At 63.1% G+C, this 25,969-nt stretch carries 27 protein-coding genes; 14 read left to right on the top strand and 13 right to left on the bottom strand.

Going from position 1 to position 25,969, the window contains the following annotated elements; genetic code table 11:
• Positions 1 to 4 precede the first annotated feature (4 nt).
• Together VLA65_RS08260 and VLA65_RS08255 are read left to right on the top strand one after the other, a co-directional pair.
• Entirely contained in the window at positions 5 to 571 is a 567-nt protein-coding gene (locus VLA65_RS08260; RefSeq protein ID WP_332602203.1) for a cysteine hydrolase family protein, read from the top strand.
• Entirely contained in the window at positions 568 to 2,046 is a 1,479-nt protein-coding gene (locus VLA65_RS08255) for an MFS transporter (protein WP_332602202.1), read from the top strand. Before VLA65_RS08260 ends, VLA65_RS08255 begins: the two co-directional genes overlap by 4 nt.
• Before the next feature lie 96 nt (positions 2,047 to 2,142).
• Here the strand turns inward: VLA65_RS08255 and VLA65_RS08250 are convergent, their stop codons facing one another.
• The gene (locus VLA65_RS08250) at positions 2,143 to 2,775 is read right to left on the bottom strand and encodes a LysE family translocator (RefSeq protein WP_332602201.1); all 633 of its coding nucleotides are present in this window, start codon (positions 2,773 to 2,775) and stop codon (positions 2,143 to 2,145) included.
• Positions 2,776 to 2,891: 116 nt separating this feature from the next.
• On the opposite strand from VLA65_RS08250, the gene VLA65_RS08245 reads away from it, so the two are divergent.
• Positions 2,892 to 4,418 carry an LCP family protein gene (locus tag VLA65_RS08245; RefSeq protein ID WP_370872076.1) on the top strand — a complete coding sequence of 509 codons (1,527 nt, stop codon included), beginning with the start codon at positions 2,892 to 2,894 and terminating at the stop codon, positions 4,416 to 4,418.
• Between the two features lie 64 nt (positions 4,419 to 4,482).
• On the opposite strand, the gene VLA65_RS08240 is transcribed toward VLA65_RS08245, so the two are convergent.
• Positions 4,483 to 4,902: a VOC family protein gene (locus VLA65_RS08240; protein ID WP_332602200.1), complete on the bottom strand. Its 420-nt coding sequence runs from the start codon at positions 4,900 to 4,902 to the stop codon at positions 4,483 to 4,485.
• 133 nt (positions 4,903 to 5,035) lie between these two features.
• Positions 5,036 to 5,410, bottom strand: coding sequence for a VOC family protein (locus VLA65_RS08235; protein WP_284989029.1), 375 nt, complete (start codon positions 5,408 to 5,410; stop codon positions 5,036 to 5,038).
• 184 nt (positions 5,411 to 5,594) lie between these two features.
• On the opposite strand from VLA65_RS08235, the gene VLA65_RS08230 reads away from it, so the two are divergent.
• Entirely contained in the window at positions 5,595 to 5,993 is a 399-nt protein-coding gene (locus VLA65_RS08230) for a DUF3054 domain-containing protein (RefSeq protein WP_307053456.1), read from the top strand.
• 61 nt (positions 5,994 to 6,054) lie between these two features.
• Positions 6,055 to 6,336 (top strand): Lrp/AsnC family transcriptional regulator, encoded by a 282-nt coding sequence (locus tag VLA65_RS08225; RefSeq protein ID WP_078108932.1) that lies wholly within the window; start codon positions 6,055 to 6,057, stop codon positions 6,334 to 6,336.
• 23 nt (positions 6,337 to 6,359) lie between these two features.
• Here the strand turns inward: VLA65_RS08225 and trpD are convergent, their stop codons facing one another.
• Entirely contained in the window at positions 6,360 to 7,418 is a 1,059-nt protein-coding gene (gene trpD, locus VLA65_RS08220) for an anthranilate phosphoribosyltransferase (protein ID WP_306959843.1), read from the bottom strand.
• A gap of 112 nt (positions 7,419 to 7,530) precedes the next feature.
• On the opposite strand from trpD, the gene ctaE reads away from it, so the two are divergent.
• From ctaE to qcrB, 4 genes are all read left to right on the top strand, one after another.
• Complete coding sequence (gene ctaE / locus VLA65_RS08215; protein ID WP_172465702.1) at positions 7,531 to 8,205, top strand: aa3-type cytochrome oxidase subunit III; 675 nt, start codon at positions 7,531 to 7,533, stop codon at positions 8,203 to 8,205.
• 88 nt (positions 8,206 to 8,293) lie between these two features.
• A complete protein-coding gene (gene qcrC, locus VLA65_RS08210; protein ID WP_059389999.1) occupies positions 8,294 to 9,082 on the top strand; it encodes a cytochrome bc1 complex diheme cytochrome c subunit in 789 nt (262 codons plus the stop codon).
• A gap of 98 nt (positions 9,083 to 9,180) precedes the next feature.
• Positions 9,181 to 10,251, top strand: a complete 1,071-nt coding sequence (gene qcrA / locus VLA65_RS08205; RefSeq protein ID WP_284989026.1) for a cytochrome bc1 complex Rieske iron-sulfur subunit — start codon at positions 9,181 to 9,183, stop codon at positions 10,249 to 10,251.
• Positions 10,229 to 11,902 carry a cytochrome bc1 complex cytochrome b subunit gene (gene qcrB, locus VLA65_RS08200; protein ID WP_059390000.1) on the top strand — a complete coding sequence of 558 codons (1,674 nt, stop codon included), beginning with the start codon at positions 10,229 to 10,231 and terminating at the stop codon, positions 11,900 to 11,902. The genes qcrA and qcrB overlap by 23 nt, the downstream gene beginning before the upstream one ends.
• 90 nt (positions 11,903 to 11,992) lie before the next feature.
• Here qcrB and VLA65_RS08195 read toward each other — a convergent pair whose 3' ends face one another.
• Positions 11,993 to 12,784, bottom strand: coding sequence for a GntR family transcriptional regulator (locus tag VLA65_RS08195; RefSeq protein ID WP_059390001.1), 792 nt, complete (start codon positions 12,782 to 12,784; stop codon positions 11,993 to 11,995).
• 164 nt (positions 12,785 to 12,948) lie between these two features.
• Between VLA65_RS08195 and VLA65_RS08190 the strand changes: the two genes are divergently transcribed.
• On the top strand, positions 12,949 to 13,242 hold the full coding sequence (locus tag VLA65_RS08190; RefSeq protein ID WP_306959838.1) for an HPr family phosphocarrier protein: 294 nt from the start codon (positions 12,949 to 12,951) through the stop codon (positions 13,240 to 13,242).
• A 100-nt stretch (positions 13,243 to 13,342) separates the two neighbouring features.
• On the opposite strand, the gene VLA65_RS08185 is transcribed toward VLA65_RS08190, so the two are convergent.
• From VLA65_RS08185 to VLA65_RS08165, 5 genes are all read right to left on the bottom strand, one after another.
• A complete protein-coding gene (locus VLA65_RS08185; protein ID WP_284989024.1) occupies positions 13,343 to 13,744 on the bottom strand; it encodes a cytochrome c oxidase subunit 4 in 402 nt (133 codons plus the stop codon).
• On the bottom strand, positions 13,741 to 15,459 hold the full coding sequence (gene ctaD, locus VLA65_RS08180; protein WP_059390002.1) for an aa3-type cytochrome oxidase subunit I: 1,719 nt from the start codon (positions 15,457 to 15,459) through the stop codon (positions 13,741 to 13,743). Before ctaD ends, VLA65_RS08185 begins: the two co-directional genes overlap by 4 nt.
• A 10-nt stretch (positions 15,460 to 15,469) precedes the next feature.
• A complete protein-coding gene (gene ctaC, locus VLA65_RS08175; protein WP_059390003.1) occupies positions 15,470 to 16,342 on the bottom strand; it encodes an aa3-type cytochrome oxidase subunit II in 873 nt (290 codons plus the stop codon).
• Between the two features lie 182 nt (positions 16,343 to 16,524).
• The gene (locus VLA65_RS08170) at positions 16,525 to 16,911 is read right to left on the bottom strand and encodes a HesB/IscA family protein (RefSeq protein WP_059390004.1); all 387 of its coding nucleotides are present in this window, start codon (positions 16,909 to 16,911) and stop codon (positions 16,525 to 16,527) included.
• Between the two features lie 168 nt (positions 16,912 to 17,079).
• Positions 17,080 to 18,507: a dipeptidase gene (locus VLA65_RS08165; protein WP_332602199.1), complete on the bottom strand. Its 1,428-nt coding sequence runs from the start codon at positions 18,505 to 18,507 to the stop codon at positions 17,080 to 17,082.
• 121 nt (positions 18,508 to 18,628) lie between these two features.
• On the opposite strand from VLA65_RS08165, the gene VLA65_RS08160 reads away from it, so the two are divergent.
• A complete protein-coding gene (locus VLA65_RS08160; RefSeq protein WP_059390007.1) occupies positions 18,629 to 19,222 on the top strand; it encodes a DUF3043 domain-containing protein in 594 nt (197 codons plus the stop codon).
• A gap of 143 nt (positions 19,223 to 19,365) precedes the next feature.
• Here VLA65_RS08160 and VLA65_RS08155 read toward each other — a convergent pair whose 3' ends face one another.
• Positions 19,366 to 20,433, bottom strand: coding sequence for a quinone-dependent dihydroorotate dehydrogenase (locus tag VLA65_RS08155; protein ID WP_332602198.1), 1,068 nt, complete (start codon positions 20,431 to 20,433; stop codon positions 19,366 to 19,368).
• 68 nt (positions 20,434 to 20,501) lie between these two features.
• Between VLA65_RS08155 and VLA65_RS08150 the strand changes: the two genes are divergently transcribed.
• Genes VLA65_RS08150 through VLA65_RS08140 form a run of 3 tightly spaced genes read left to right on the top strand, consistent with a single transcriptional unit; the run spans position 20,502 to position 24,310 of the window.
• Entirely contained in the window at positions 20,502 to 22,184 is a 1,683-nt protein-coding gene (locus VLA65_RS08150; protein ID WP_332602197.1) for an FAD-binding dehydrogenase, read from the top strand.
• A gap of 9 nt (positions 22,185 to 22,193) precedes the next feature.
• On the top strand, positions 22,194 to 23,240 hold the full coding sequence (locus tag VLA65_RS08145; RefSeq protein ID WP_332602196.1) for an alpha/beta hydrolase: 1,047 nt from the start codon (positions 22,194 to 22,196) through the stop codon (positions 23,238 to 23,240).
• On the top strand, positions 23,237 to 24,310 hold the full coding sequence (locus VLA65_RS08140) for an alpha/beta hydrolase (RefSeq protein ID WP_307053460.1): 1,074 nt from the start codon (positions 23,237 to 23,239) through the stop codon (positions 24,308 to 24,310). The genes VLA65_RS08145 and VLA65_RS08140 overlap by 4 nt, the downstream gene beginning before the upstream one ends.
• Before the next feature lie 58 nt (positions 24,311 to 24,368).
• Here the strand turns inward: VLA65_RS08140 and VLA65_RS08135 are convergent, their stop codons facing one another.
• Both VLA65_RS08135 and recO read right to left on the bottom strand, forming a co-directional pair.
• On the bottom strand, positions 24,369 to 25,187 hold the full coding sequence (locus tag VLA65_RS08135; RefSeq protein WP_284989015.1) for an isoprenyl transferase: 819 nt from the start codon (positions 25,185 to 25,187) through the stop codon (positions 24,369 to 24,371).
• Between the two features lie 2 nt (positions 25,188 to 25,189).
• Positions 25,190 to 25,960: a DNA repair protein RecO gene (recO, locus tag VLA65_RS08130; RefSeq protein ID WP_306972496.1), complete on the bottom strand. Its 771-nt coding sequence runs from the start codon at positions 25,958 to 25,960 to the stop codon at positions 25,190 to 25,192.
• Positions 25,961 to 25,969: the final 9 nt, after the last annotated feature.

The following is a 25,969-nucleotide window of genomic DNA, read 5'->3' as shown; positions in this document are numbered from 1 at the left end:
ACCCATGCCCATCACCACGTTGGACCCACAGACCGCCCTCATCATCGTTGACCTTCAGCGGGGAATCGTTGCGTCCCCGAAGGCTCATCCCCTTGAGCCAATCGTGCGGAACTCCGCTGCACTGGCTGACGCCTTTCGCAGCCACGGACTGCCCGTGGTACTGGTAAACGTCACCGGCGGCGCTCCGGGCCGGACAGATCAAGGCAGCACTGCAGGAAGGGAGTTCCCCGCCGATTTCGCCGAACTCCTGCCCGAACTGAACCAGCAACCGAGCGATCACCTTGTCACGAAGAAGACCTGGGGCGCCTTCACCAACACCGGTCTTGGCACGCTCTTGGAAGACCTCGGAGTAACGCAAGTTGTCCTGACGGGTGTCGCCACGAGCATTGGCGTGGAATCCACTGCGCGGAGCGCCCACGAATCCGGCTTTAACGTCACCCTCGCACTCGACGCGATGACTGATTTGACCATGAACGCCCACGAAAACTCCGTCAGCACGATTTTTCCCCGGCTGGGCGAGACCGGCACGACGCAGGAAATCCTGGGCGTGCTCAAAGCCACCCGGTCGTGACCGCGCGGGACGCCGCCCAACCATCGAGCCCCTCAGCTGACACGGGCAGCCGAGGGCTGACTCCCCCACGGAACGCGGCCGGCGCTCCGGCTGCAGGCCACGGGAACCCGCCGTCAAACCCGCTCGGCTGGAGGTTCACGGCACCGCTGCTGCTTGGCTCCACCCTGAACCCGATCAACAGTTCGATGATGGCCACCGCGCTGGTGGGCATCGGGGCTGACTTCCGGTCGAGTCCGGGCGCCACCGCCGGGCTCATTTCCGTCCTGTATCTATGCAGCGCAGTGGCCCAACCGACCATGGGGAAACTCTCCGTTCTCTTCGGGCCCAGGCGGGTGTTCCTTTCCGGCGTCGCTATCCTTCTGCTGGCCGGAGTCGTCGGAGTGCTGGCGCCCAACCTGGGCGTGCTGCTCATTTCGCGGGCACTCATCGGCATCGGAACCTCAGCGTGCTACCCGACGGCGATGGCGCTGGTCCGCCGGCGGGCCGACCAGTCCGGCATTGGCGTACCGGGCCGCGTCTTGGGCAACTTTTCGATCGCGGCCCAGGTGACCGCCGTCGTCGGCTTGCCGCTCGGCGGAGTGCTGGCCGGCGCGCTCGGCTGGCGGGCCCTTTTCGCACTCAACATTCCGTTGGCCCTGCTGGCCTTCACCTTCACCTTGCTTGGAGTAGCGAAAGACGCGCCGGTGCGCAAACAGGGCCTGGTTAGCCTGCTCACCATGCTGGACCTGCCGGGGATCGCCCTCTTCGCCGGTGCGATTGTCTCGCTGCTGGTGTTCCTCTCGGCGCTCACGACGCCGGCCTGGTGGCTTGCGGTGCTGGCCGTGGTGCTCGCGGGGGTGCTGCTGTTGCGGGAGCGGCGTGCGGGCAGTCCACTGATCGACGTCCGGATGCTGGGCAGGAACGGACCGCTGCAGCGTACCTACCTGCGTACGATCCTGGCCGCCCTGGCCACGTATGCCTCGATGTACGGGACCAGCCAGTGGATGGAACAAAGTATGGGGCTCAACCCCGCGGCGGTGGGGCTGATTCTGATTCCGTTAAGCCTGCTGAGCATTGTCGTGGCACGGGTCGTCTCCAGCCGGGCGTGGGTCCGCTGGCCGTTGATCCTTGCAGGCGTCGCATTGACGCTGTCCGCAGGCGTGATGCTGCTCGTGAACCACAGCTCCGGCGTCGGGCTGCTCATTGGAATGACCTTGCTGCTGGGCCTGACCAACGGTTTCAGCAGTTTCGCGAATCAGGCGGCGCTGTACCTGCAAACGACTGCCGCGGAGATCGCGGTGGCCTCCGGGTTGCTGCGGACGTCAATGTACTTGGGCGCGATCGGCTCCTCCAGCCTCATCGGCATCGCCTTCGGGCCGTCCGCCACCGACGCCGGTTTCCACACTTTGGCGTGGATCCTGGTCGCAATCGGCGCCTCGATGGTTCTCCTGACGGCGTGTGACCGCAGCGTTCCGGCCGTCGCCGCGGAGCATTGAGCCCGACGGCGGAAGCACTGGACGGCAACGGGTGCGCCCCTCGAGAAACGCCGCGATGATCAGAAGGGATGACGCAAAGGCGCGCGTCATCCCCGCTCAGCTGTTTGCCGAAACCGCAGTCCCCAGGCCAAGTGCCGTGAGGATCGCGGCAGACGTCCGTTCGAGTGCTTTCGTCACAGATGGCCTCTTCAGCCAGAGAACCGCTTTGGTCGCCACCAGGGACAGGACGCCGAGGTAGAGCATCGAAATGACGAAATCGATGACTCCTAGCAACATCGTCAGTCCAAGAGACGCTTCCCCCGGAGGAAGGAACTGGGGCACCACAGCGAGGAAAAACAGGCCCACTTTGGGGTTCAGCATGCACGAAACAAGTCCCGCCAGGAAAGTCGAACGCAGTTTGGGGCCCGCCTCGACAGAGTCCTGTTCCTGGTGGGCTGGCTGTCCTCGCCGGCTGTGGATAAAGGCGCTGATCCCTAGGTAAACCAGATACAGGCCACCGATGATTTTCACTACCCTGTATGCCTCGGCCGACTGCTCCAGAAGGGCCGCCAATCCTATGCCGACAAGCCCTGCCCAGAAGATGCTGCCGAGCGAGGACCCAAGGCCCGCCGAGAGGCCGGCCTTGACGTTCGACAGGCTGTACCTCAGGACGAGGAACGAGTCGGGCCCCGGTGTGAGGGCCAAAATCACGCACAATCCGACGAACGCCGCAAGTGAACTCAGAGTCATGTTCCATTGAATCATTGCGCGGGATCTGCCCTGCTGCCGCGGGCCTCACGGAAGCTTCCCAGAGCCCCCGGCTACAATAGGGCCGTCCGTATTTCCCCTGGAGAGGTAGTTCCCTTTTGGTCACTCGCCACGATGCACCCAGCCCGGAGCCGGGTCAGTCACCCCCTGTTGCCTACCCGGGCCAGGGAAAACTGGCTGCCCGCAGCCGGCGGTTCAGCTTTCGCCGTTCGCCCCGCTGGTTCAAAATCACCAGCGCCGCAGTGGCCGTCTTGCTGATCGCAGTCATCGCGTTTGGAGGGTATTGGGTATGGCGCCTTCAGTCCAACATCTCATCGTCCGCACTCGGTGCCGGTGGCGTCAGGACGGAAGGACCGGTGGACGACAGCAAGGACCGTCTCCAAATCCTCGTTCTGGGTACCGATACCAGGAGCGGTAAGAACGGGCAGTTCGGCACCACGGACCAATCCTCCGGCTACGGCCAATCGGACGTCATGATGCTGCTGGATATTTCCGCGGACAACAACCATGTCAACGTGATCAGCTTCCCGCGCGACTTGTTGGTCGACGTGCCGGCCTGTACTGACAACAAAACCGGCAAGCAATACCCTGAACGGCAAAATGCGATGATCAACAGCGCGATGGCCGAGGCAGGCATCGGCTGCGCTGTTGACACCGTCAACAAGCTCACGGGTTTGGAAGTTGACCACTTCATGATGGCCGACTTCAACGCCGTGACCGAACTATCCAAAGCCGTCGGCGGCGTCGACGTCTGTGTGAGCACCGCCGTCAACGACCCTGACTCCGGATTGCATTTGCCCAAGGGCACCTCACAGGTGGAAGGTGACCAGGCACTTGCCTTCCTGCGCACCCGCCATGCATTTTCCGACGGCGGAGACCTCGGACGGATCAAGGCCCAGCAATCGTTCCTTGGTTCCCTCGTGCGGAAGCTCAAAGCTGACGGCACGCTCGGAAACCCCCAAAAGATGCTGGGCATCGCCGATACGGTCACCAAGAACCTCACGGTCGACAACGGTCTCGCCTCGGTCCCGGCCCTCTTGACCATTGCGGGCAGGCTGAAAAACATTGACCCGGCCAAGGTCAACTTCATCACCGTGCCCAATGTCCCTGCCGCGTCCGATCCCAACCGGCTCGACCTCGACCAACCGGCTGCGGGCAACTTCTTTGCTGCCCTGACCAAGAGCCCCGACCTCAGCCAGCCCGCACCAAGCGCCGCGGCGTCCCCTGCTCCATCCACGGAAACGTCGAAGGCCGGATACGACAAGGCGCTTCAACCGATCACCGTTGCAAATGGAACGGGCGTGACCGGCAGAAGCCAGGAGATCGGAGCGCTTCTCTCCGCCGGAGGCTTCACGAAGCTGGCCAGGATCCAAGCCGACTCCCGGCCGCAGACCATGGTCTACTACGGTGCAGGCTTTGCCGACGTTGCCGCGGACGTCGCCGCAATGTTCGGGTTGCCGGCGACGAGCGTGCAGCAGGTCGCCAGCGTCCAGGGAGTCCAGCTCTACGCCGGGCAAGATTTCGCCGCAGGCAACAAGCCGACGCTTCCGGCCCCTAAGCCCAATGACGTGGTTGCCCAGACCGCCCAAGACCAGACGTGCCAGACGACCAACCCGGTCGGATAGCCCGATAAGACAGAAAGCGCCCTCCGTGCCGCATTGCGCGGCGGAGGGCGCTTCTGTTCTTGGCTTACTGAGGCTGCTCCCCCGACACGTTGACCAGCCAGGCAATGCCGAACTTATCGGTCAGCATCCCGAAGATGTCTCCCCACGGCGCCTTCTCCATCGGCACGGTGACCGTCCCGCCGTCGACCAGCCCGTCCCAATAGCCGCGAAGTTCTGCTTCGTCGTCGCCGCTGAGCGACACCGAGATGTTGTTTCCCGGGCTGTAGTCCACGCTATTGGGGGTGTCTGCGGCCATGAGCAGCAATCCCTTGTCTGTTTTGAGCGCCGAGTGCATGATCTTGTCGCTCTCGGCGGGGTCTTCGCTCGCGTGGAACTCCGCGAAGGTGCTTTGGGTCAACTCGCCTCCAAAGACCGACTGGTAGAAGGCCATGGCCTCCTTGGCGTTGTCCCGAAAGCTGATGTAGGGGTTGAGGTTCGTGGTCATTACATGGCTCCTCGGTGTTTGGGGGCAGCACGATCAGCTACCTTTTCGTCATGCTAACAGCGCCCGCCGGGACCATCTACAGGCAAACTTTTTCCTGCCCGACGGCGGCTGTCAGCTCCCGGGGCCCCGCTTCCTAGCTGCCGCTTGCCTGCCGGCCGACCAGCCCGACTGTGTTGCCCTCGCTGTCCTTGATAAAGGCCATCCACTCATCGCTTCCAACTGGCCCGAGGCTTCCATCGACATGGCTGTAGACCAATTGTGGCTCCTGGACGATCTTCGTTCCCGAGGCGCGTAGGTCTTCAACAGAGAGCCGGAGATCCGGGACGTCGAGGTAGATCAGCGACGACGGAGCGCCGCGATCCAGGAGAAGCCTGACGCCGTCGAGATCGAAGAAGAGCAGGCCGGGCGGATCGAATCTTCCGCTCGGCGCACTGCCCAGCAACCGGGAGTAGAACGCCGATGCCCGGTCGAGGTCCACCGCCCGCTGGGCAACCTGGATCAACTTCATGTTGCACCTCCGGAGGTTGGCGTCGCTTCACGTGTCGTAGCCACATCTTCCGCGGTACTCGATCCCGATTCAAGAGGTGCTGGTTCAAGGGTGCGGGTTCAAGAGGTGCCGGTTCCGGGGCCTAGTGGCATGCGCAGGACTTTCGGTTCGAGTTCGGGCATCAGTGCGGGATAGTGTCGTTTCCATGCCTGCTGCAAAACCCGCCCTGCCCCGCACCGCTCTCATCGCCGGCCTGGCCGACGCCATTCTCATTCTTGTTTTCGCGGCCATCGGCCGCGACGCACACCAGCGCGCCGATGTGGTGACCGGGGTCTTTTCCACGGCATGGCCGTTTCTTGCCGGTGCCGCGATCGGATGGCTTGCCGTGCGGGCCTGGCGGGCACCCCTGCAGATCTGGCCGGCCGGCGTCGGCGTATGGATTGGAACCGTGGCCGGGGGCATGCTTTTGCGTGCGGCTACCGGGCAGACCGTGGTGCTCGCGTTCATCATTGTCGCCTTGATCAGCTTGGCGATTCTGCTCCTCGGCTACCGCGCCGTGATCGCCCTCGTGGTGCGTGCCCGTCGACGGAGCCGCCGGTCCTAGGCACCGGCCGATGGACTAGGCTTGCTACGTCCACTGCTGCACTTCGGAAAGGCCGCCCCCAGTGATCACCGCTTTTGTCCTGATCAAGACCGACGCTTCACGCATCCCGGAGACGGCCGAGGAGATCTCCGCCATCCAAGGAATCAGCGAGGTCTACTCCGTCACAGGCGAATGGGACCTTATTGCCGTGGCGCGCGTGGCGAAGCATGAGGAGTTGGCGGACGTCATCGCCGACAAGCTCTCCAAGGTTCCCGCGGTGGTGCACACCACCACCCATATCGCCTTCAGGGCCTACTCGCAGCATGATCTGGACGCGGCGTTTTCACTGGGCTTCGAGCAGTAACCGCCTGAAGCCGGGCGCCTTGCCTACCTTTGGGTGAGTCCCACCCACGTGTCGAGGACCCGGATGGCTGCTCCGGAATCGATGGATTCCGCAGCCCGCAGCCAGGCCGACTTCATGCGGTCCAGGAACGGTCCGTCGGCTGCAGTGTCGAAGGCCACCAGGCCTGCGGCGGCGTTGAGCAACACCGCGTCCCGGACCGGGCCCGGCTTCCCGTCAAGCACTTCGCGTACGACGGCGGCATTCGCCTTTGCGTCGCCGCCTCGAAGATCGGCGACGGTCGCCGCAGCGATCCCCAGATCCGCGGGCGAGAACCGCTGCTCGCTCACTTGCCCGTTCCTGATTTCCCATACCGTGGATGGACCCGTAGTGGTGAGTTCATCTAGTCCGTCTTCCCCGCGGAATACCAATCCGCGGCTCCCCCGCCGGGCAAGGACCCCTGCGATCAAGGGAGCCATGGTGGCGTTGGCAACACCCACGGCCGAAGCCTGGACATGGGCCGGGTTGGTCATGGGTCCCAGGAAGTTGAAGGCCGTGGGAATGCCAAGCTCCGCCCGCACCACACCGGTATGGCGGAACGACGGGTGGAACACCTGGGCGAAACAGAAGGTGATTCCCGCCTCTTCGGCGTTGCGGGCTACGCGTTCGATCGGCAAGTCGAGCCTCACGCCCAAGGCTTCCAGGACATCGGCAGAGCCCGACGACGACGATGCCGCCCGGTTCCCGTGCTTTACGACACGCGCTCCCGCGCCGGCCGCCACGAGGGCAGCCATGGTCGAGATGTTGACCGTGTTGAGTCGATCGCCGCCGGTGCCTACGATGTCGAGCTTTTCACCCGGAATGCTCACGGGCTTGGCGTTGGAGAGCATTGCCTCCACCAGTCCGGTGACCTCTTCCACCGTTTCCCCCTTGGCGCGCAGGGCAACCAGGAAACCGGCAATCTGGGAAGGGGCGGCTTCTCCGGACATGATCGTGTTCATGGCCCATGCCGTGTTCCCGACCGAGAGGTCATGCCCGTTGATCAATGCGGAGATGAGTCCGGGCCACGAGTTGCTTGCCTGCTCTGCAGATGCCTGTGAAGTCACCACTTGATGCTAGCGATCCACCCTGCTCCGTGACCAATGCTAAGGACGCCGGGAACTTTTCCGCGCGAATTCGCGTGTTTGTAGAAAAAGTCTCCCCAAATGGCGGTTCGCATTGGGAAGTCCGGACTTTTACAGACATAATGTCCTTGTGACATCTGCGACCCATGCCCCCAGTACCCCGGCGCACCCGACGCTGAATCGCCCCAATTTGGTTTCCGTTGGAACCGTTGTGTGGCTTTCCAGTGAGTTGATGTTCTTCGCCGGTCTCTTCGCCATGTACTTCACGCTGCGCTCCACGTCGGGCGCCTTGTGGGCGGAAGAAACCGGCAAGCTCAACTTCCCGTTTGCGCTTGTAAACACCATCGTCCTTGTGTCGAGTTCCTTCACTTGCCAGATGGGTGTCTTCGCCGCCGAGCGACTTGAGCCGCGCCGTCGAGGTGGTGTGCTGCAGTTCACCCGCTGGGGCATGAACGAATGGTTCATCCTGACGTTCATCATGGGCTCCTTCTTCGTTGCCGGGCAGACCACCGAATACGCGATGCTTGTGTCCGAGCATGTGACGCTCTCGGCCAATGCCTACGGTTCCTCGTTCTACATCACAACCGGCTTCCACGGCCTCCACGTCATCGGCGGCCTCATCGCCTTCCTGTTCATTATTGGCCGTGCCTACGCCGCCAAGAAGTTCGGGCACTTCGAAGCGACCTCGGCAATCGTCACCTCGTACTATTGGCACTTCGTGGATGTTGTGTGGATCGGCCTCTTCCTGGTCATCTACGTACTGAAGTAGCCCGGCACCCACTCTTGTTCCACAAGAGGATGAATTTTAAAGAAGCGGCTCTTGGAGCCGACGCAGGATCGAATAAAGGAACCACCACGTGAAGGCACTCTCGCAGAAGCGACGTCATCCACTGGCAGCCATTGCGCTGCTGCTGATGGGACTCCTCGTCACTGGTGGGCTCTACGCCGTTGCCACAACGGTCAACCAGGCGAAGGCAGATACCACTACCTTCAGCGCAAGCGACGCCCAGGAGGGCGGCAAGCTTTTCGCCGCCAACTGCGCCACCTGCCACGGCATGGGCGCCAGCGGAACCAAGGACGGCCCCTCGCTGGTCGGCGTGGGTGCTGCTGCGGTTGACTTCCAGGTTGGCACCGGCCGTATGCCCATGCAGATGAACGGACCCCAGGCCCAGGAAAAGCCGCGGCAGTTCAACGACCAGCAGACCCAGCAGCTTGCGGCCTACGTCGCTTCGCTCGGCGCTGGCCCGTCAATTCCCGACGCATCGCTGCTCGACGAAAAGGGAGATGCCGCCAAGGGTGGCGAACTCTTCCGCGTGAACTGCGCGATGTGCCACAACGCCGCAGCCGCCGGCGGTGCTTTGACCCGTGGAAAGTTCGCTCCGGCACTGGCTGGCGTCTCCGGCCAGCACATCTATGAAGCCATGGCCACTGGTCCGCAGAACATGCCCGTCTTCAACGACGCCAACATCTCTCCTGAAGGCAAGCGCGACATCATCACCTTCCTGAAGAAGATCGAAACCAACGGCTCGCCTGGTGGAAACGATCTCGGAGGATTGGGTCCGGTATCCGAAGGTCTCTTCGTCTGGGTTGCAGGCCTCGGCGTCATCATCGCCTTCACCATCTGGCTGACGTCGCGTACGTCCTAGGCCAGCGCACTAAAGAACTTCTGCTGTCCCCACAGCAGTTTTGAATTGAACATTAACCCGGTTACGGCCGGGACAACGAGAGAAGGATGAGGCGAATTATGGGCAACCATAGTGACGGCAGTCCGAACCACTCGGGCACCGTAGCTACGGCTGGTCAGAATGTTGTGGAGAAGTTCCAGGATCCTGGGCTTCCTCCGCACCGTTTGCGCCTGGCTGACACGGACCCGAGAGCCGCTAAGCGAGCCGAGCGACAGGTGGCCATACTGTTTGGCATCTCCGTCATCGGCACGGTGATCTTCCTGGTGTCGTACTTTGCCATTGATCTTGGGCAAGACTCCACGATCGCAACAATCCGCACCCAAAACCTGTTGCTCGGCCTTGGCACCGCATTTGCGATGCTGGGCATCGGCACCGGCATCGTGCACTGGGCCAAGGCCCTCATGCCGGACCACGAGGTTTCGGAAGAGCGCCACGCCATCCGCACCGAGGATGACCGGCAGGCAGCCGTGCGAATCGTCGAGGACATCGTCGAGGAAACCGGCATCAAGCGTCGCCCGCTGATCCGCAACACCCTTCTGGGTGCCGTGGCACTGGCGCCCCTCCCTGCCTTGGCAGTGTTCGGTGACCTGGGTCCCCGCCCGGACAACACGCTCGCGCACACCATGTGGGCTCCCCAGGACGGCAAGCTCAAGCGCCTCACCCGCGACCCCGACGGAACTCCGATCAAGGCATCGGACGTGACCATCGGTTCCGCCTTCCACGTGATCCCGGAGGGCCTCAACGAACTCCAGGAGGGCAAGCTCAACGCGAAGGCCAAGGCCGTCGTTTTGCTCATGCGCCTCAACCCGGATGACTTGACGATCTCCAAGGGACGCGAAACCTGGAGCTACAACGGAATCGTTGCCTACTCCAAGATCTGCACCCACGTTGGTTGCCCCGTTGCCCTTTATGAGCAGCAAACGCACCACCTGCTGTGCCCGTGCCACCAGTCAACCTTCGACCTCACCAAGGAATGCAAGGTTATCTTCGGCCCCGCCAGCCGTCCGCTCCCCCAGCTGCCCATCGCGGTTGACGCTGAGGGCTACCTCGTAGCCACGAGCGATTTCAAAGAACCTGTAGGACCGAGTTACTGGGAGCGTGACGAGCATGAGCGCCTCATCAACAGCTGAAGTCCCCTTCGTACCCAAAACCAAGGTTGGCCGGATCACGGACTTCGTTGACGAGCGCGTCGGCGGATCCGGAATCCTGCGTGAATTCGGCCGGAAGGTCTTCCCCGACCACTGGTCCTTCATGTTCGGTGAGGTGGCGCTGTATTCCTTCGTCATTCTCCTGATGTCGGGTACCTTCCTGACCTTCTTCTTCGACCCGTCCATGGCAGAGACCCATTACTCGGGTTCGTACACCCCTCTGACGAATGTCGAAATGTCCGTCGCGTACAACTCGTCGCTGAACATTTCCTTCGACATTCGCGGTGGCTTGTTCTTCCGCCAGGTCCACCACTGGGCGGCTTTGCTGTTCGTGGCATCGCTTGGTGTGCACATGCTGCGCGTGTTCTTCACGGGCGCTTTCCGAAAGCCGCGTGAAATGAACTGGGTAGTGGGCGGCGTCCTGCTCATCCTGGCCATGGCTGAAGGCTTCACCGGATACTCTCTTCCCGATGACCTGCTCTCCGGTAACGGCCTGCGAATCATCGACGGTGTCATCAAGTCCATCCCGGTAATTGGAACGTACATCTCGTTCTTCCTCTTCGGAGGCGAGTTCCCGGGTACGGCCATCATCGGCCGACTGTACGTGCTGCACATCCTCCTCGTGCCAGCCATGATCCTGCTGATGATCGTCATCCACCTGTTCATGGTGGTTGTGCACAAGCACACCCAGTACCCCGGCCCGGGCCGCAACGACGGCAACGTCGTTGGTTACCCTCTCGGTCCGGTTTACGCTGCCAAGGCCGGCGGCTTCTTCTTCATCGTGTTCGGTGTGGTAGCGCTCATGGCTGCGATGTTCACCATCAACCCGATCTGGAACTACGGGCCGTACGACCCCTCCCCCGTGTCTGCAGGTACCCAGCCTGACTGGTACATCGGCTTCGTCGATGGTGCCCTGCGACTCATGCCTGGTGTGGTCAACGACTTCCACTTCGAATACATCATTTTCGGCCACGTGCTGACGCTGAATGTGCTGCTGCCCGCGTTGGTTCCTGCCGGCATCATTTTCACGGTGCTGTTCATGTACCCGTGGATCGAACGCTGGATCACCAAGGACAACCGCGAGCACCACGTTCTGGACCGTCCGCGTAACGCTCCTACCCGCACTGCCATTGGCGTCGCAGGCTTCACCTGGTACTGCGTCATGTGGGCCGCTGCCGGCTCGGACCTCATCGCAACGCATTTCCACGTTGCCCTGAACGACGTCACGTACTGGCTGCGCACGCTGTTCTTCATCGGCCCGATCATTGCGTTCATGGTCACGAAGCGTGTGGCGCTTGCGCTGCAGCGCAAGGACCGCGAGATTGCCCTGCACGGCCGTGAAACGGGCCGGATCGTGCGCCTGCCGCATGGCGAGTTCATCGAGGTACACGCACCGCTGGACGACTACAAGCATTACAAGCTTGTGGGCTTCGAGTCGCCTTCCCCGTTGCCGGCCGAGCCGAACGAGCACGGCGTGGTCACCCCGAAGGAGAAGCGCCGCGCGGCGTTGTCCAAGTGGTTCTTCGAAGACCGTGTTGCCCCGGCAACCCCGGCCGAGCTTGAAGCCGCTCACGGACACGGCCACCATGAGGCCATCGAGTCCGCCGAAGAGCACAAGAGCCTTAGCCACTAGCTCCCGCAGATAGCACAAAGAAGGCCCCGTCCATGTGGACGGGGCCTTCTTTCGTTTGCGGGCTCAAGCGGCCGGTTCCCGGGCTTTGAGCTAGTGGGTACGGTACCCCGTGGATTGGCTTCGGGTGGACCGGACGCCCGGCCGCTGCAACGGGACCCACAACTTGTACCGGTCGGCACGGTAGTAGGACACGGAGTAGTCCACCATGGCACGGGCAACGAATGCGTGGCGCTGAATCTTGAGCAACGGAGTACCGACGTCTACGTTCAACAGCCGCGCCGTTGATGGGGAAGCTGCCGTCGCTTCGATCATGTCCTCTCCCCACTCCATCACCAACCCGTATTTCTCACTCAGCACGTTGTATAGCGAAGTGGGGGGCGCATCGTCCAGGAGGCCTGGCACGCGATGGGCCGGGATGAAGTTCTCATCCACGCTCATGGGTTCGTTGTCCGCGAGGAGGAGTCGGCGGAAGCGGACCAACGGCGTGCCTTCCTCCAGCTGGAGTTCCCTCGCCAGGAAGGCGCTGGCTGCGATCTGTTCAAAGCTCAGCACCTTCGCTGCCGGAACCATGCCGCGCCGTTGCATTTCCTCGCTGTAGGACGTGAGCTTCACCTGGAGGTCCAGCTTCGGTTTGCGGACGAAGGTTCCCAACCCAACCACGCGTTCAATGACTTCTTCGCCGACCAGGGCGTCGATGGCCTGCCGCACCGTCATCCTGGCAAGTCCGAATCTTTCGGAAAGGTCCCGCTCCGAAGGCAACGCCGCACCGGGTTTGCACGACGCGGAGATATAGCTGCGCAGGATCTCGCGCAACTGAACGTAGATGGGAGTGCCGCTCTTGCGGTCGATCTCCCCCGCGATGCGGGATGCCTCAGCGGGCACAGCGGCCCCCGGCCACGAAATCTATCATGAAATAAGCGTAGGCCAATCCACCGGCAGGTCTAGACCAGCTCGGCACTGTAAACGCTGGCGCCGTGTGGCGGCGCTACGCTTGTAGGGATCAAAATCGCAGTCGGCATCTGGCCGTCCGAGTCAAAGGAGCCGGTTTGCCCGAGCACAAAGCCATCGTCGCCGCAGAGATCGGCCTCCATGCACGGGCTGCCGCCGTGTTCGTGCGGGCTGTGACGGCCACGGGCCTTCCGGTGACGATCCGTAAGCCCGGGCAGCAAGCGGTGGATGCCCGGTCTTTGCTCGAGGTCATGACCGAGGATTTTGGCCATGGGTGCGAAGTGGTTCTGTCCGTCTCCCGAGAAGCGCTGCAAGCCGGCCGCACGCTCAATGAGGTCAACGATGCCTTGGCCGCTCTTTCGGCCGTCCTGGAGGCCGTAGAAGGGCAGTGAGCGGGCCAGTGCGCCTACGACGCACCGTCATGCAACATCCAGATACAACGACGGCGGGCCCCACCAAGTGGTGGGGCCCGCCGTCGTTGTTCAAGTACTTCTAGTGCGCGTGGTCTCCACGGCTGTATTCGAAGACCCAACCGACCAAGGCCACGAGGGCCAGGCCAGCGGCGACAAACGTGATCCAGAAACCTACGGCGAGGCCAAGGAAGCCACCGGCACAGGCCAGGCCGAGGACCAACGGCCACCAGCTCCAGGGGCTGAAGTGTCCCTGCTCGCCGGCGCCCTCGTGGATCTCAGCGTCCGGACGGTCTTCCGGGCGCATGCCCACTCGCTTGCCTGTGAAACCGAGGTAGCCGCCGATCATGCCTGCCAAGCCACCGACCAGGAGAATGCCGAGGGTTCCGACCCACTCGGACCAGTGGGTCAGGAAGCCGTAGGCCACCGCGACGGGGACGAAGAAGAAGGTCCCGGCTCCGAAGATCCATGATTCGATTTTCACTTGGCGTCCTTCTGATCAGCGTTGCCGAGTACCTTTGCTGCCGGCTCGGGGCTCTGTGCAGTGTGGTGCTGGGCGAGTTCCGGGTGGTGGAGGTCCAAAGCAGGACGTTCGGAACGAATACGGGGCAACGAGGTGAAGTTGTGCCGCGGCGGCGGGCAGGATGTGGCCCACTCGAGCGAAGCGCCGAAGCCCCAGGGATCGTCCACTTCTACCTTCTTGTTGCTGCGCCACGTGATGTAGACGTTCCAGAAGAACGGCAGGAGCGAGGCGCCAAGCACGAAGGACGAAATGGTGGAGAACTGGTTCATCCAGGTGAAGCCGTCCTGCGGCATGTAGTCCGCGTAGCGGCGGGGCATGCCCTCGACGCCGAGCCAGTGCTGGATCAGGAACGTGCCGTGGAAGCCCAGGAAGAGGAGCCAGAAGTGGATCTTGCCGAGGCGTTCGTTGAGCATCTTGCCGGTCCACTTGGGCCACCAGAAGTAGAAGCCTGCGAACATGGCGAACACGACGGTTCCGAAGACGACGTAGTGGAAGTGCGCTACGACGAAGTAGGAGTCCGAGACGTGGAAGTCAAGCGGCGGGGAGGCCAGGATGATGCCGGTCAGGCCACCGAAGAGGAAGGTGACCAGGAAGCCGATGCTCCAGAGCATGGGGGTCTCGAAGGTGATCGAGCCTTGCCACAGTGTTCCGATCCAGTTGAAGAACTTCACGCCGGTGGGTACCGCGATCAGCATCGTCATGAAGGAGAAGAACGGCAGCAGCACCGATCCGGTGACGTACATGTGGTGGGCCCAAACGGTAACCGACAGGGCGGCAATGGCGATGGTCGCGTAGACCAGGCCCTTGTAACCGAAGATCGGTTTGCGGCTGAATACCGGGAAGATCTCGGACACGATGCCGAAGAACGGCAGCGCAATGATGTAAACCTCCGGGTGGCCGAAGAACCAGAACAGGTGCTGCCACAAGACAGCTCCGCCGTTCTCCGGGTCGAAGATGTGGGCGCCGAAGCGGCGGTCGGCACCGAGCGCGAAGAGCGCGGCGGCGAGCGGCGGGAAGGCCATGAGAACCAGGATTGCCGTCACAAGGGTGTTCCAGGTGAAGATCGGCATGCGCCACATCGTCATGCCGGGAGCGCGCATGCAGATGATGGTGGTAATGAAGTTCACGGCACCCAGGATGGTTCCGAAACCGGACAATGCCAGGCCGAAGACCCAAAGGTCTCCGCCCACGCCCGGGGTGAACGTCGTGTCCGACAAAGGCGCGTAGGCGAACCAGCCGAACGAGGCGGCACCTTGCGGGGTGATGAAGCCGGACACCGCGATGGTGGAGCCGAAGAGGAAGAACCAGAAAGCCAGCGCGTTCAGTCGCGGGAAGGCGACATCGGGGGCGCCGATCTGAAGCGGCATGATGACGTTTGCGAAGCCTGCGAACAGCGGCGTCGCAAACATCAGCAGCATCACGGTGCCGTGCATCGTGAAGAGCTGGTTGTACTGTTCCTTGGTCTGCAGGATCTGCATGCCGGGCTCGAAGAGCTCGGCACGGATCAGCAGCGCCATGACGCCACCCAGGCAGAAGAACACAAAGGACGCGATCAGGTACATGTACCCGATGGTCTTGTGGTCAGTGGAGGTGATCCAGTTGACGACGATGCGTCCCTTGGACTTCGGTACTACCGGAGCGTCAAGGACTCCGGCGGATTGAGTGTAAGTAGCCACGTCGCTTCCCTTAATTCTTTGCGTTCAGGTTCGGGTTGCGGTCGTACTTCGAATCGAGAAGACCGGTGTTGCCGCTCTGGCGAAGCTGGTCCATGTGAGCCTGGAACTCAGCCTCGGAAACGACCTTCACGCGGAACAGCATCTCTGAGTGGTATTCACCGCAAAGTTCGGCGCACTTGCCGTCATAGGTGCCCTCCTTGGTGGGGGTCAACCTGATGTAGTTGGTCTTGCCCGGGATCATGTCGCGCTTCTGAAGGAAGGCGGGTACCCAGAAAGAGTGAATGACGTCGCGGGAGTTCAATTCAAGGTCAACAGACTTGTTGACCGGCAGGTACAAGGTGGGGAGCTTGTCCTTGTCCACGTTGTTGCCCGTGAGGTGCGCCTGGACGCCGGCCTCGTGAAGGTCTTCGGTGATGACCGGGCCCTTCACGTAGTTGAAGTCCCAAGCCCACTGCTTGCCGCGCACGTCAATCGTGACGTCGGCCGCCTGGGAGCGGTCATCGATTGCACGCTGGTCCTGGTCGGTGAAGTAGAAGAACACCAGCACCATGAACAGCGGAATGGTCAAATAAAAGACCTCCAGAGGGAGGTTGTAGCTAAGCTGCTTCGGGAAACCCGTGGTGCCCTTGCGGCGGCGGTAGGCGATGATGCACCAGACCAGCAGGCCCCAAGTAATAATGCCGACGGCGAGGGCGGCGATCCATGAGTTGACCCAGAGGTCCATGATCCGATCGGTGTTGCTGGTGGTTCCACGTTCCGTGGGCAACCAGCCTTTTTCTACCTCTGGTGAACATCCGGTCAAAACCAACGCGCCGGCTAGTGCCAAGCCAGTGATCGAGGTGATCTTTATGCGTCGGCTGCCGGTTCGGTTCTGCGAACTCACAGACGGCCCTTCCTCTTGTTGCTGCAGCCCGGCCGGCCGGAAGCCCACCGGGCACACTAAAGTTTTACTACCCGATGTAGAGCTTACCGCTACCGAGCGGTTTTCGCCGACATGCTGGCCCAGTGCGTCGGACCGGGTTCAACCCGTTCCTGAACTGGGCCAACAGCCTGCGAATGCCCGGGTTAGTGGAACGAATCGCCGCAGGCGCAAGACCCGCCGGCGTTGGGGTTGTCGATGGTGAAGCCCTGCTTCGAGATCGTGTCCTCGAAGTCGATGCTGGCACCGCTCAAGTAAGGCACGCTCATCTTGTCGACAACCACTTCGACGCCGTCGTAATCGCGGACGGCATCGCCGTCGAGCAGGCGCTCGTCGAAGTAGAGCTGGTAGATCAGGCCCGAGCAGCCGCCCGGCTGAACAGCGACGCGGAGCCGCAAGTCCGTGCGGCCTTCTTGTTCGAGAAGGCTCCGGACTTTACCTGCGGCGACATCGGTCAACTTGACCTCGTGCTCAGGAAGCTCGCCGCCCGCGAGCTGCGCTCCGGTGCTGTTTTCGTTGGTTGCAGTGCTCATTGGCCTACCTTCTTATGAAGCTCTTGGCGGCTGCGCCTTCGCGCGGCCTGCCCTTACCCAAATACGTGCGGGCTATAGCTACATGCTACGTCGAGCCGACGCATAGCTATAACTCCTAACGTAACCGGCCGGACCCTTACGTTGTTCCCGGTCGATGCAGGCGCGGGCTCAGAGGCCTTCCGTGTTCAACCGGGCGAGCATCAGCGCCTCAGCGAGCACAGCGTTGCGGAAATCGCCGATGTGGAGCGATTCGTTGGCGCTGTGGGCCCGTGAGTCGGGGTCCTCGACACCAGTCACCAGGATCTGGACATCCGGATAGGTTTCCGTCAGATCCGCGATGAACGGTATGGATCCACCGATCCCCATTTCAACGGCGGGCACGCCCCATGCTTCACCGAGTGCCCACATAGCGATCCGGGCTGCAGCTGACGTTGTATCGGTGGAGAAGGCGTTGCCCCGCTCCCCCGGCACAAACGTCACCTTCGCACCGAAGGGCGCGTTCGCCTCCAGGTGCCTGCCGACTGCGTCCATGGCGGCATCGGGATCCTGCCCAGGAGCCAGGCGCAGGCTGAACTTTGCCCGCGCGGCGGGGAGCAGCGTGTTGGATGCGACGTCGACGGCGGGTGCGTCGATGCCGATGATGGACAACGCGGGCTTGGTCCAGAGCCTCGAAGCGATGCTCCCGTTGCCTGCGAGCCGTACGCCGTCGAGCACTGAGGCGTCAGCGCGGTACTGTTCCTCGTCCACGTCCTCAACGACGTCATCCTTGGCAACCAGGCCCTCGATGGCCACGTTGCCCTCGTCGTCGTGCAGGGTCGCGATGAGTCGGGACAGAAGGGTCGGCGCATCCAGTACCGGACCACCGAACATGCCGGAGTGCACGGCGTGATCCAGCACCCGCACTTCGAAGGTGCCGTCCACCAAGCCGCGGAGACTCGTTGTCAGCGCGGGAACACCGACTTTCCAGTTGCTTGAATCCGCCACAACAATGACGTTCGCCTCGAGGAGCTCGCGGTGGGTTTCGAGGAAAGTGCGGAACGTCGGCGAGCCCGCTTCTTCTTCGCCCTCGAAGAACAAGGTGACCCCAAGGCCGAAATCGTCTCCCAGCACCTGGGTTACGGCGGCGTAAGACGCCAGGTGGGCCATGATTCCCGCTTTGTCGTCGGCTGCGCCACGGCCATAAAGGCGGCCATCGCGTTCCTCTGCGACGAAGGGCTCGCTGTCCCACAAGGTCACATCGCCCGGCGGCTGCACGTCGTGGTGCGCGTAAAGCAGGATCGTTGCTTTGCTCGGCGCGGCGACGCGGCGCGCAACTATGGCAGGTCCACCGGGATTCCCGTCGGCCTTGTCGCAGCGCAGGATCTGGACGTCCTGGAAGCCCGACTCGCGGACCAACGCAGCAACAGCCTCGGCACTCCGCTCCAGCTCCGCCGGGTCAAAGCTGGGCCAGGCGATCCCAGGGATAGCGACCAGGGCTTTCAAACGGGTCATGGTCTCGTCGAAGGAAGCATCGATCGAGGACTTGAGCGCATCAACATTGATTGTGCCGGAGCCGCTGGAAAAGGTCTGCGGGATCTCCGCATTCATTGAAGTCATGGCGAAAAGACTACCTCCGCGAGTGGTGCCGGGGAACCGGACCGGGCGGCGTGGCGGGCCCATTCGGGCGGCGGCACGTCACGGCGACTTTGGCGCGGTTCCTGCGGGGTATTCTGTAGTGGTGTTTGGACGTAAAAAGGATGAGCCGAGCGCTCAAGACCAAGTAGACCAGCTTGCCGCCGACGCTGCCGTGAAAGGCGTTGGCAAGGGCGCTCCCACGCCCAAGCGCAAGGAACAGGAAGCGGCCCGTAAGCGCCCCCTCGTCCCGACGGACCGCAAGGCTTCGAAGGAAGCCGAGCGCATTGCCGTGCAGGATCAGCGCCAGAAAATGCGCCAGGCCCTGGACACCGGGGACGAAAAGTACCTGCCGCTGCGGGACAAGGGACCCCAGAAGCGTTTTGCGCGCGACTATGTCGACGCCCGTTTCAGCCTGGGTGAGTACCTGATGTTCGGTGCCCTGCTTTTCGTGGTCATCTCCTTCATCATTCCTTCAGGAAGCGACGCCCTGAGCTATATCCTGATCGGCTTCTGGGTCATGTTCCTCGCGGTGTTCGCGGATGTGTTCATCCTTTCCCGCAAGTTGCGCAAGGGCTTGACGCAGAAGTTCGGCGACGTCGAGCGGGGCACCGTCTGGTACGGCAGCATGCGTTCCCTGCAATTCCGTCGCTTGCGCCTGCCGAAGCCGCAGGTACAGCGAGGCCAGTACCCCGCTTAAGGCCCCCGATCCCCGAGGACAAGCGTCCGACGAAGCAGAAGGACCCTGGAACAGCTGTTCCAGGGTCCTTCTGCTTGACCGCACGTGGCTGTTCAGGAATGGTCCAGGTGTCTGGTTATCGGTTCCCTGCCTGGCGGCGACGCTTAACTGCGCCGTTTGGCCAAGGCCCTGTTGATGCCGGCGGCCCAGAATGGACCTTCGTAAAGGAATGCCGTGTAACCCTGCACGAGGGTTGCTCCGGCGTCAAGCCGCTCCTGGACGTCGGCCGCGGACTGCACTCCGCCGACCGCGATGAGCACAAGGCCCTCCCCCACCGCGGCCTTCAGTCGGCGCAGAACCTCAAGCGAACGCGCCTTGAGCGGTGCGCCGGAGAGTCCGCCGGCACCGCACGCATCCACTTTGCCCGGGTCGGTTACCAGGCCTTCCCGGCCGATGGTGGTGTTTGTGGCAATGATCCCGTCGAGCTTGAGGTCCAAGGCGAGGCGGGCGACGTCGTCAATGTCTTCGTCACTCAGGTCCGGTGCGATCTTGACGAGCAGCGGCACATGGCGGCCGGCGGATTCGTCTGCGGCATCGCCGACGGCGCGAAGGAGCGGGCGAAGCGATTCGACGTTCTGGAGCAGGCGCAGGCCCGGAGTGTTGGGCGAGCTGACATTGACTACGAGGTAGTCGGCGGCGGGTGCCAGGCTGCGGGCACTGACCAGATAGTCCTCGACTGCGTCGTCGAGCTCGACAACCTTGGTCTTGCCGATATTGACTCCGATCACGGGCCGAACCCCTGAATGCGTCCGCTGCAATGCCGCCCGAGCGGCCTTGAGCCGCGGGGCCACGGCCGCCGCGCCGTCGTTGTTGAAGCCCATGCGGTTGATGACGGCCTTGTCCTCGATCAAACGGAAAAGCCGTGGCTTCTCATTGCCGGGCTGCGCCTGGCCGGTGATTGTTCCCACTTCGACGTGGCCGAACCCCAGTTCAGCGAGGGCCTCGATTCCGTGGCCTTCTTTGTCGAAGCCGGCCGCAAGGCCAAAGGGCGACGGGAACGTCAGCCCGAAAGCCTCCGTGCGCAATGAGGGGTGCGGGGCCGTCATTTTGGCCAAAACGCGTCCTGCGCCTGAGCGGTGTGCGAAGCGGATCGCCTGGAAGCCGATCTTGTGGGCTTTTTCGGCATCCATCCAGGAGAAGGCCAGCTTGAAGAATGTGGGGTAAACGCGCATGCTCCTAGTTTTCCGGTTTACGGGTCGCGCACCAAACCAGGGCAGTTACCGGGCGGTAGCATGTACGAATGCCGAGCAATCCACGTGATGGAGTTCACTCCCAGGCAATCATCCAAGCCGATGTCATCGTTATTGGCGCAGGATTGTCCGGACTGGTCACCGCGGCCCAAGCCTTCGCCGCCGGCAAACGGGTTGCTGTCCTGGACCAGGAACCGCCCGCTTCCGTGGGCGGCCAGGCTCACTGGTCCTTCGGTGGCTTGTTCCTGGTCAACTCTCCCGAGCAGCGGAGGCTGGGCGTCAAGGACAGTGCCGAACTCGCCTTGGGCGACTGGCTGGCGTCCGCGGCCTTTGACCGGCCGGAGGACTCGTGGGCCAGGTTGTGGGCGGAGGCCTACGTGGATTTTGCCGCCGGCGAGAAACGCCGCTGGCTGAGATCGCTCGGCGTGCGGCTCTTTCCGTTGGTGCAGTGGGCTGAGCGCGGCGGCTACGGTCCCCAAGGCCACGGCAACACGGTCCCGCGGTTCCACGTCACCTGGGGCACGGGACCCGGCGTCGTACAGCCTTTCCTGGCAAAAGTGAACGAAGGCGTGGCCCGGGGAAGGATATCCCTCCACTTCCGGCATCGCGCCACGGAAATGACGACGACGGCGGGCGGCGTCACCGGGGTCGGCGGCGAGATCCTTGGGGCGTCCGGCGCCGGACGCGGCGAAGCATCGTCCCGGACCGTCGTCGGGCGCTTTGAGGCGACCGCCGGAGCCATCATCGTGACGACCGGCGGCATCGGCGGGAACCACACTTTAGTGCGGAGGCAATGGCCCGACGGCGGTGCGCCGGAACATATGCTGAGCGGTGTACCCGCCTCCGTTGACGGCGCGTTTCTGGCCGCCGCCGCAGCCGCAGGCGGCAGGCTCATCAATGGCGACCGCATGTGGCACTACCCCGAAGGTATCCACAACCACTCCCCAGTGTGGCCTTCGCACGGTATCCGCATACTCCCCGGTCCGTCGGCGCTGTGGATTGACGCGACGGGCCGGCAGTTGCCCGCCCCGCTATTTCCAGGCTTCGATTCACTGGGCGCCCTCCGGCACATCCTTGCGGGCGGACACGGACATTCATGGTTCGTGTGCAACCGCACCATCGCGCTGAAGGAGTTCGCCCTGTCAGGCTCCGAACAGAACCCGGACCTGACTGACAAGGACATCAGGCTCCTTGTTTCCAGGCTCAACCCAGGCAGCGATTCACCATTGCGCCTCTTCCTGGACCGTGGCGTGGACTTCCTGCACGCCGCGACGGCCACCGAGCTCGCCGCGAAAATGAACGCGCTCACGGGTTCAGCGCTGATAGATCCCGCCCAGCTCGATTCACTCATCCACGATCGGGACGTGCAAGTGGCAAGCGGACTGGGCAAGGACCCGCAGCTCGCCGCGATCCGCGCGGCGCGGCGTTTCGCCACCGACAAGATCATGCGAGTGGCGCCTCCGCACCGGCTCACCGACCCGGAGCACGGCCCGCTCCTGGCTGTCCGGCTCTCCGTCCTGACCCGTAAGAGCCTCGGCGGACTGCAAACGGACCTCCGTTCGCGCGTGCTTGACGATTCCGGAGTTCCTGTCCCCGGCCTGTATGCGGCGGGTGAGGCCGCCGGTTTCGGCGGAGGAGGAATCCATGGCTCCCGGGCATTGGAAGGGACGTTCCTTGGCGGCTGCCTGTTCTCCGGACGTGCAGCCGGGCGCGATGCCGCGGCGAGTGTCTAAGCTGTTCCCATGGAGTGGCAGACCGATATCCTCGGTGCGGACTTCGAGAGTTGCGCCTTCGAGGCGGCCGGACCTGATGGCGTCGTCCGGCGCGCAACGCTGGTCCGGCATGTCCCGCGCCAGGGCGCGGACAGCCCGGGTGGCTTTCCCCCGTCCGCCAACCGTTCGGTCCTGTTCCTGCACGGATGGAGCGACTACTTTTTCAACGTCGCCTTGGCGGAGTTCTGGACGGGACAAGGCTTCCATTTCTACGCGTTGGACATGCACAACCATGGCCGCAGCCTGCAAGCGGACAGGCCTGGCGGTTACGTTGAGCACCTGAACGATTACGACGCCGAAATCAGCAAAGCCATCGATATGATCCGCTCTTCGGATGGGCATGGGCAGGAGCCCGGCTCGTTGACCCTGATGGGGCATTCCACCGGAGGCCTCGTGGCCGCTTTGTGGGTCAGCAGCCACCCCGGCTCCGTCCAGTACCTCGTCCTCAATAGCCCGTGGCTTGAAATGCACGGAAGTTCCGTGGTCCGCCGCGCCGCCCAGACCATGGTGAAGCCGCTGGCACGCTTCCGGCCCACGACCATCCTGCGCTTGCCCGAACGCGGCTTCTATTACCGCAGCATCAGCAGCTCGGCCGAAGGCGAGTGGCTCCTCGACGATAAATACCGCCCGCCTTTGGCTTTCCCCATGCGCGCCGGTTGGCTCAGCGCGGTCCTCAGCGGCCACACGAGGGTAGCCCGGGGGCTGAGAATAGACATCCCGATCCTGGTCTTGATTTCCGGAGCGAGCGCCAACGGCATGGTCTGGCAGGAGTCCATGCGGCATTCGGACGCCGTGCTGGACGTCAACACCATGGCCGTCCGAGCCATGACCCTTGGCCGGACCGTCACCCTGGAACGGGTGGACGGCGGCCTCCATGATGTCTTCCTGTCGGCCGGCCCGGTGCGCGCCGATGCCTACGACAGGCTAGCGCGTTGGATTCACGGGTACATCACCAACGAGCCGCGGACGGAACCTCCGGCAGGCTACGACCTTGGACAAGCGGGGGAAACGCCATGACCACTGAACTGGGGGTGCCGGTCTGGCAACATGACTTCCTGGGCGGTGGTTTCGAGGCCTTGGAGCTGGAACTTCCACCGGACGAGGAGGGTCCGGTCTGCGCCACCCTCGTCCGGCACGTCCGCCCGCTCGCCACGCAGACGGCGCCGCACGGACTCTTGGATGCCTTGACGGCATTCACTCGACGACGGCGCCGGCGCGACGTGCCCGTCACCCACGGGCCGCCGAGGGTGGTGCTGTACCTCCACGGCTGGGCAGACTACTTCATGCAGACAGAACTGGCCGAGTTCCTCGGCGCCTCGGGTTTCCATTTCTATGCCCTTGACCTGCGCAAGTTCGGGCGGAGCCTGCGGCCGGGCCAGACTCCCGGCTACACCACCGATCTCTCGGTCTATGACGAAGACCTTGACGCCGCCCTTCGTGCCATCCAGCAGGATGTTGCCGAACTGACGGGTAGCGCGGAGGTACCCACCGTCCACCTCCTGGCCCACTCTCTGGGCGGACTGATCGCGGCGCTGTGGGCTGACCGGAATCCTGGCCGTATTGCCACCCTGACGTTGAATTCGCCGTGGCTGGAACTCCAGGGCAGCAGCCTGATCCGCAGCATGGCGATGCGTCTGGTGGAACCGTTTGCGCGTACCGATCCCAAACGGCCCTTCCGTTTCCCTGAGATGCCGGCCTACTGGGAAAGCGTCAGCAATCTGGCCCACGGCGAATGGACCCTGGATCCGGAATGGAGGCCCCGGGCTTCCTTCCCGATCCGTGCAGGGTGGACAAAGGCAGTCCTGGCCGGGCACGCCGCCGTCGAACGCAAACTCAATATCGACGCTCCGGTGCTCGTGCTGCTTTCCGGCCGGACTCGGATCCAGGCCGAGTGGACCGCGGAGCTCATGCGCGTCGACGCCGTGATCGACGTCGAGCAGACTGCCCGCCGGGCGCTGGGCCTCGGGCGCCGGACGGCGGTTTTCCGCTATCCAGGTGCCCTTCACGATGTATTCCTGTCACGGCGTACCGTCCGGCAGCAGGCCTACCGGGACGTGGCCATCTGGTTGGCATCCTATCCGGACTGAACGGTCTTACGGCGCGCTCGTGTTAACACGGTGCGCTCGCGCTAAGTCGGTGCCGCGTTCAGCGGGGTGCCGCAGCGTCGACCGCGCCTCCGTAGCGGCGGTCCCTTTTGGCATAGATCTCGACGGCGTCCCACAAAGTCCTGCGGTCGACGTCGGGCCACAGGGTATCCATGAAGACGAATTCCGCATAGGCGGATTGCCATAAGAGGAAGTTCGAGAGGCGCTGCTCGCCGGAGCTTCGCAGGAACAGGTCCACATCCGGAAGATCCGGCTCATCGAGGTATTTCTGGATGGTCTTCTCGGTGACGGAGCCGGGCTTGAGGCGGCCATCAGCGACATCCTGGGCAATCGCGGCTACGGCGTCGGCGATTTCAGCGCGGCCGCCGTAGTTCACACACATGGTCAGGGTGCACGTGTCGTTGCCGCGCGTGTACTCCTCGGCTTCTTCCAGCTCCTTGATGACCGAGCCCCAGAGCCTGGGCCGCCGTCCCGCCCAGCGGATCCGCACGCCCCATTCATCAAGCTGATTGCGCTGCCGACGTAGCACATCCTTGTTAAATCCCATGAGGAAGCGCACCTCTTCAGGAGAACGGCGCCAGTTTTCGGTGGAGAAAGCGTAGACGCTGACGTACTTGATGCCCAGTTCGATCGCGCCCGCCATCACATCCAGCAGGGCCGGCTCGCCGGCTTTGTGACCCTCAATGCGCGGGAGTCCACGTTGGTTCGCCCAGCGGCCGTTGCCGTCCATGACGATGGCCACGTGCTGCGGTATCAGTTCTGCAGGTATGGCCGGCGGCCTGGCGCCCGAAGGGTGGTGGTAGGGGGCCCTCACCGGGGTGGTCCGCGCCGTTGCCGTCTTCTTTTTTCCCAGTGCCACTTTCAGCTTCGCTCCACATGTTTGAGGGACTTCAATGCTCGTTCAAGGTGCCATTGGAGGTAACTCGCCACCAATCCGGCTGCCTCGCGGCGATGCAAGGATTCGGACACATCCGCCGTAGCCCAGTCCCCCGTCAGCAGCGCACCCAGCAAGACGACGGTCTCGGGAGCGGGTGCCGGCGAGCCTGGCGGCCGGCAATCGTTGCAGATCATTCCGCCCAAGGGAGCGGAGAAGGCTGTGTGCGGACCCCTCGCCCCGCAGCGGGCGCAATCCGTGAAACTGGGCGCCCAGCCGCCGGTCGCCAAAGCGCGGAGCAAGTAGGAGTCCAGAATGAGCTCCGGCGGGTGGTCGGAACGGCTCAACGCGGCAAGTGCCCCGACAAGCAGGTTGTACTGGGCGGTTCCCGAATCGGCGTCGGCGTCGGTCAGCTTTTCTGCCGTTTCCGTCATGGCGGCGGCAACGGTGTACCGGGAGTAGTCGGCAGCGATCGAGCTCCCATAGGCGCCCTTCGCGACAGCCTGGGTGACGATGTCAAGAGTGCGGCCGGAAACGAGTTGCAGGTCGGCAACCATGAACGGCTCCAGCCGGGCACCGAACCGGCTGCTGGTCCGCCGTACGCCCTTGGCAACTGCCCTTACTTGTCCGTGGTGCTTTGTCAGCAAAGTGATGATGCGGTCCGCTTCGCCCAACTTGTGGGTGCGCAGCACTACGGCATCGTCCCGATAGGACCGCGCTGCAAACGACGAAGGATTGGCCACAGTTAATCTTCGCACCACAGCGGA

Source organism: Arthrobacter sp. S2(2024), from assembly GCF_036662515.1.
GTDB lineage: Bacteria > Actinomycetota > Actinomycetes > Actinomycetales > Micrococcaceae > Arthrobacter.
This window is presented reverse-complemented; position numbering and strand designations above follow the sequence as displayed.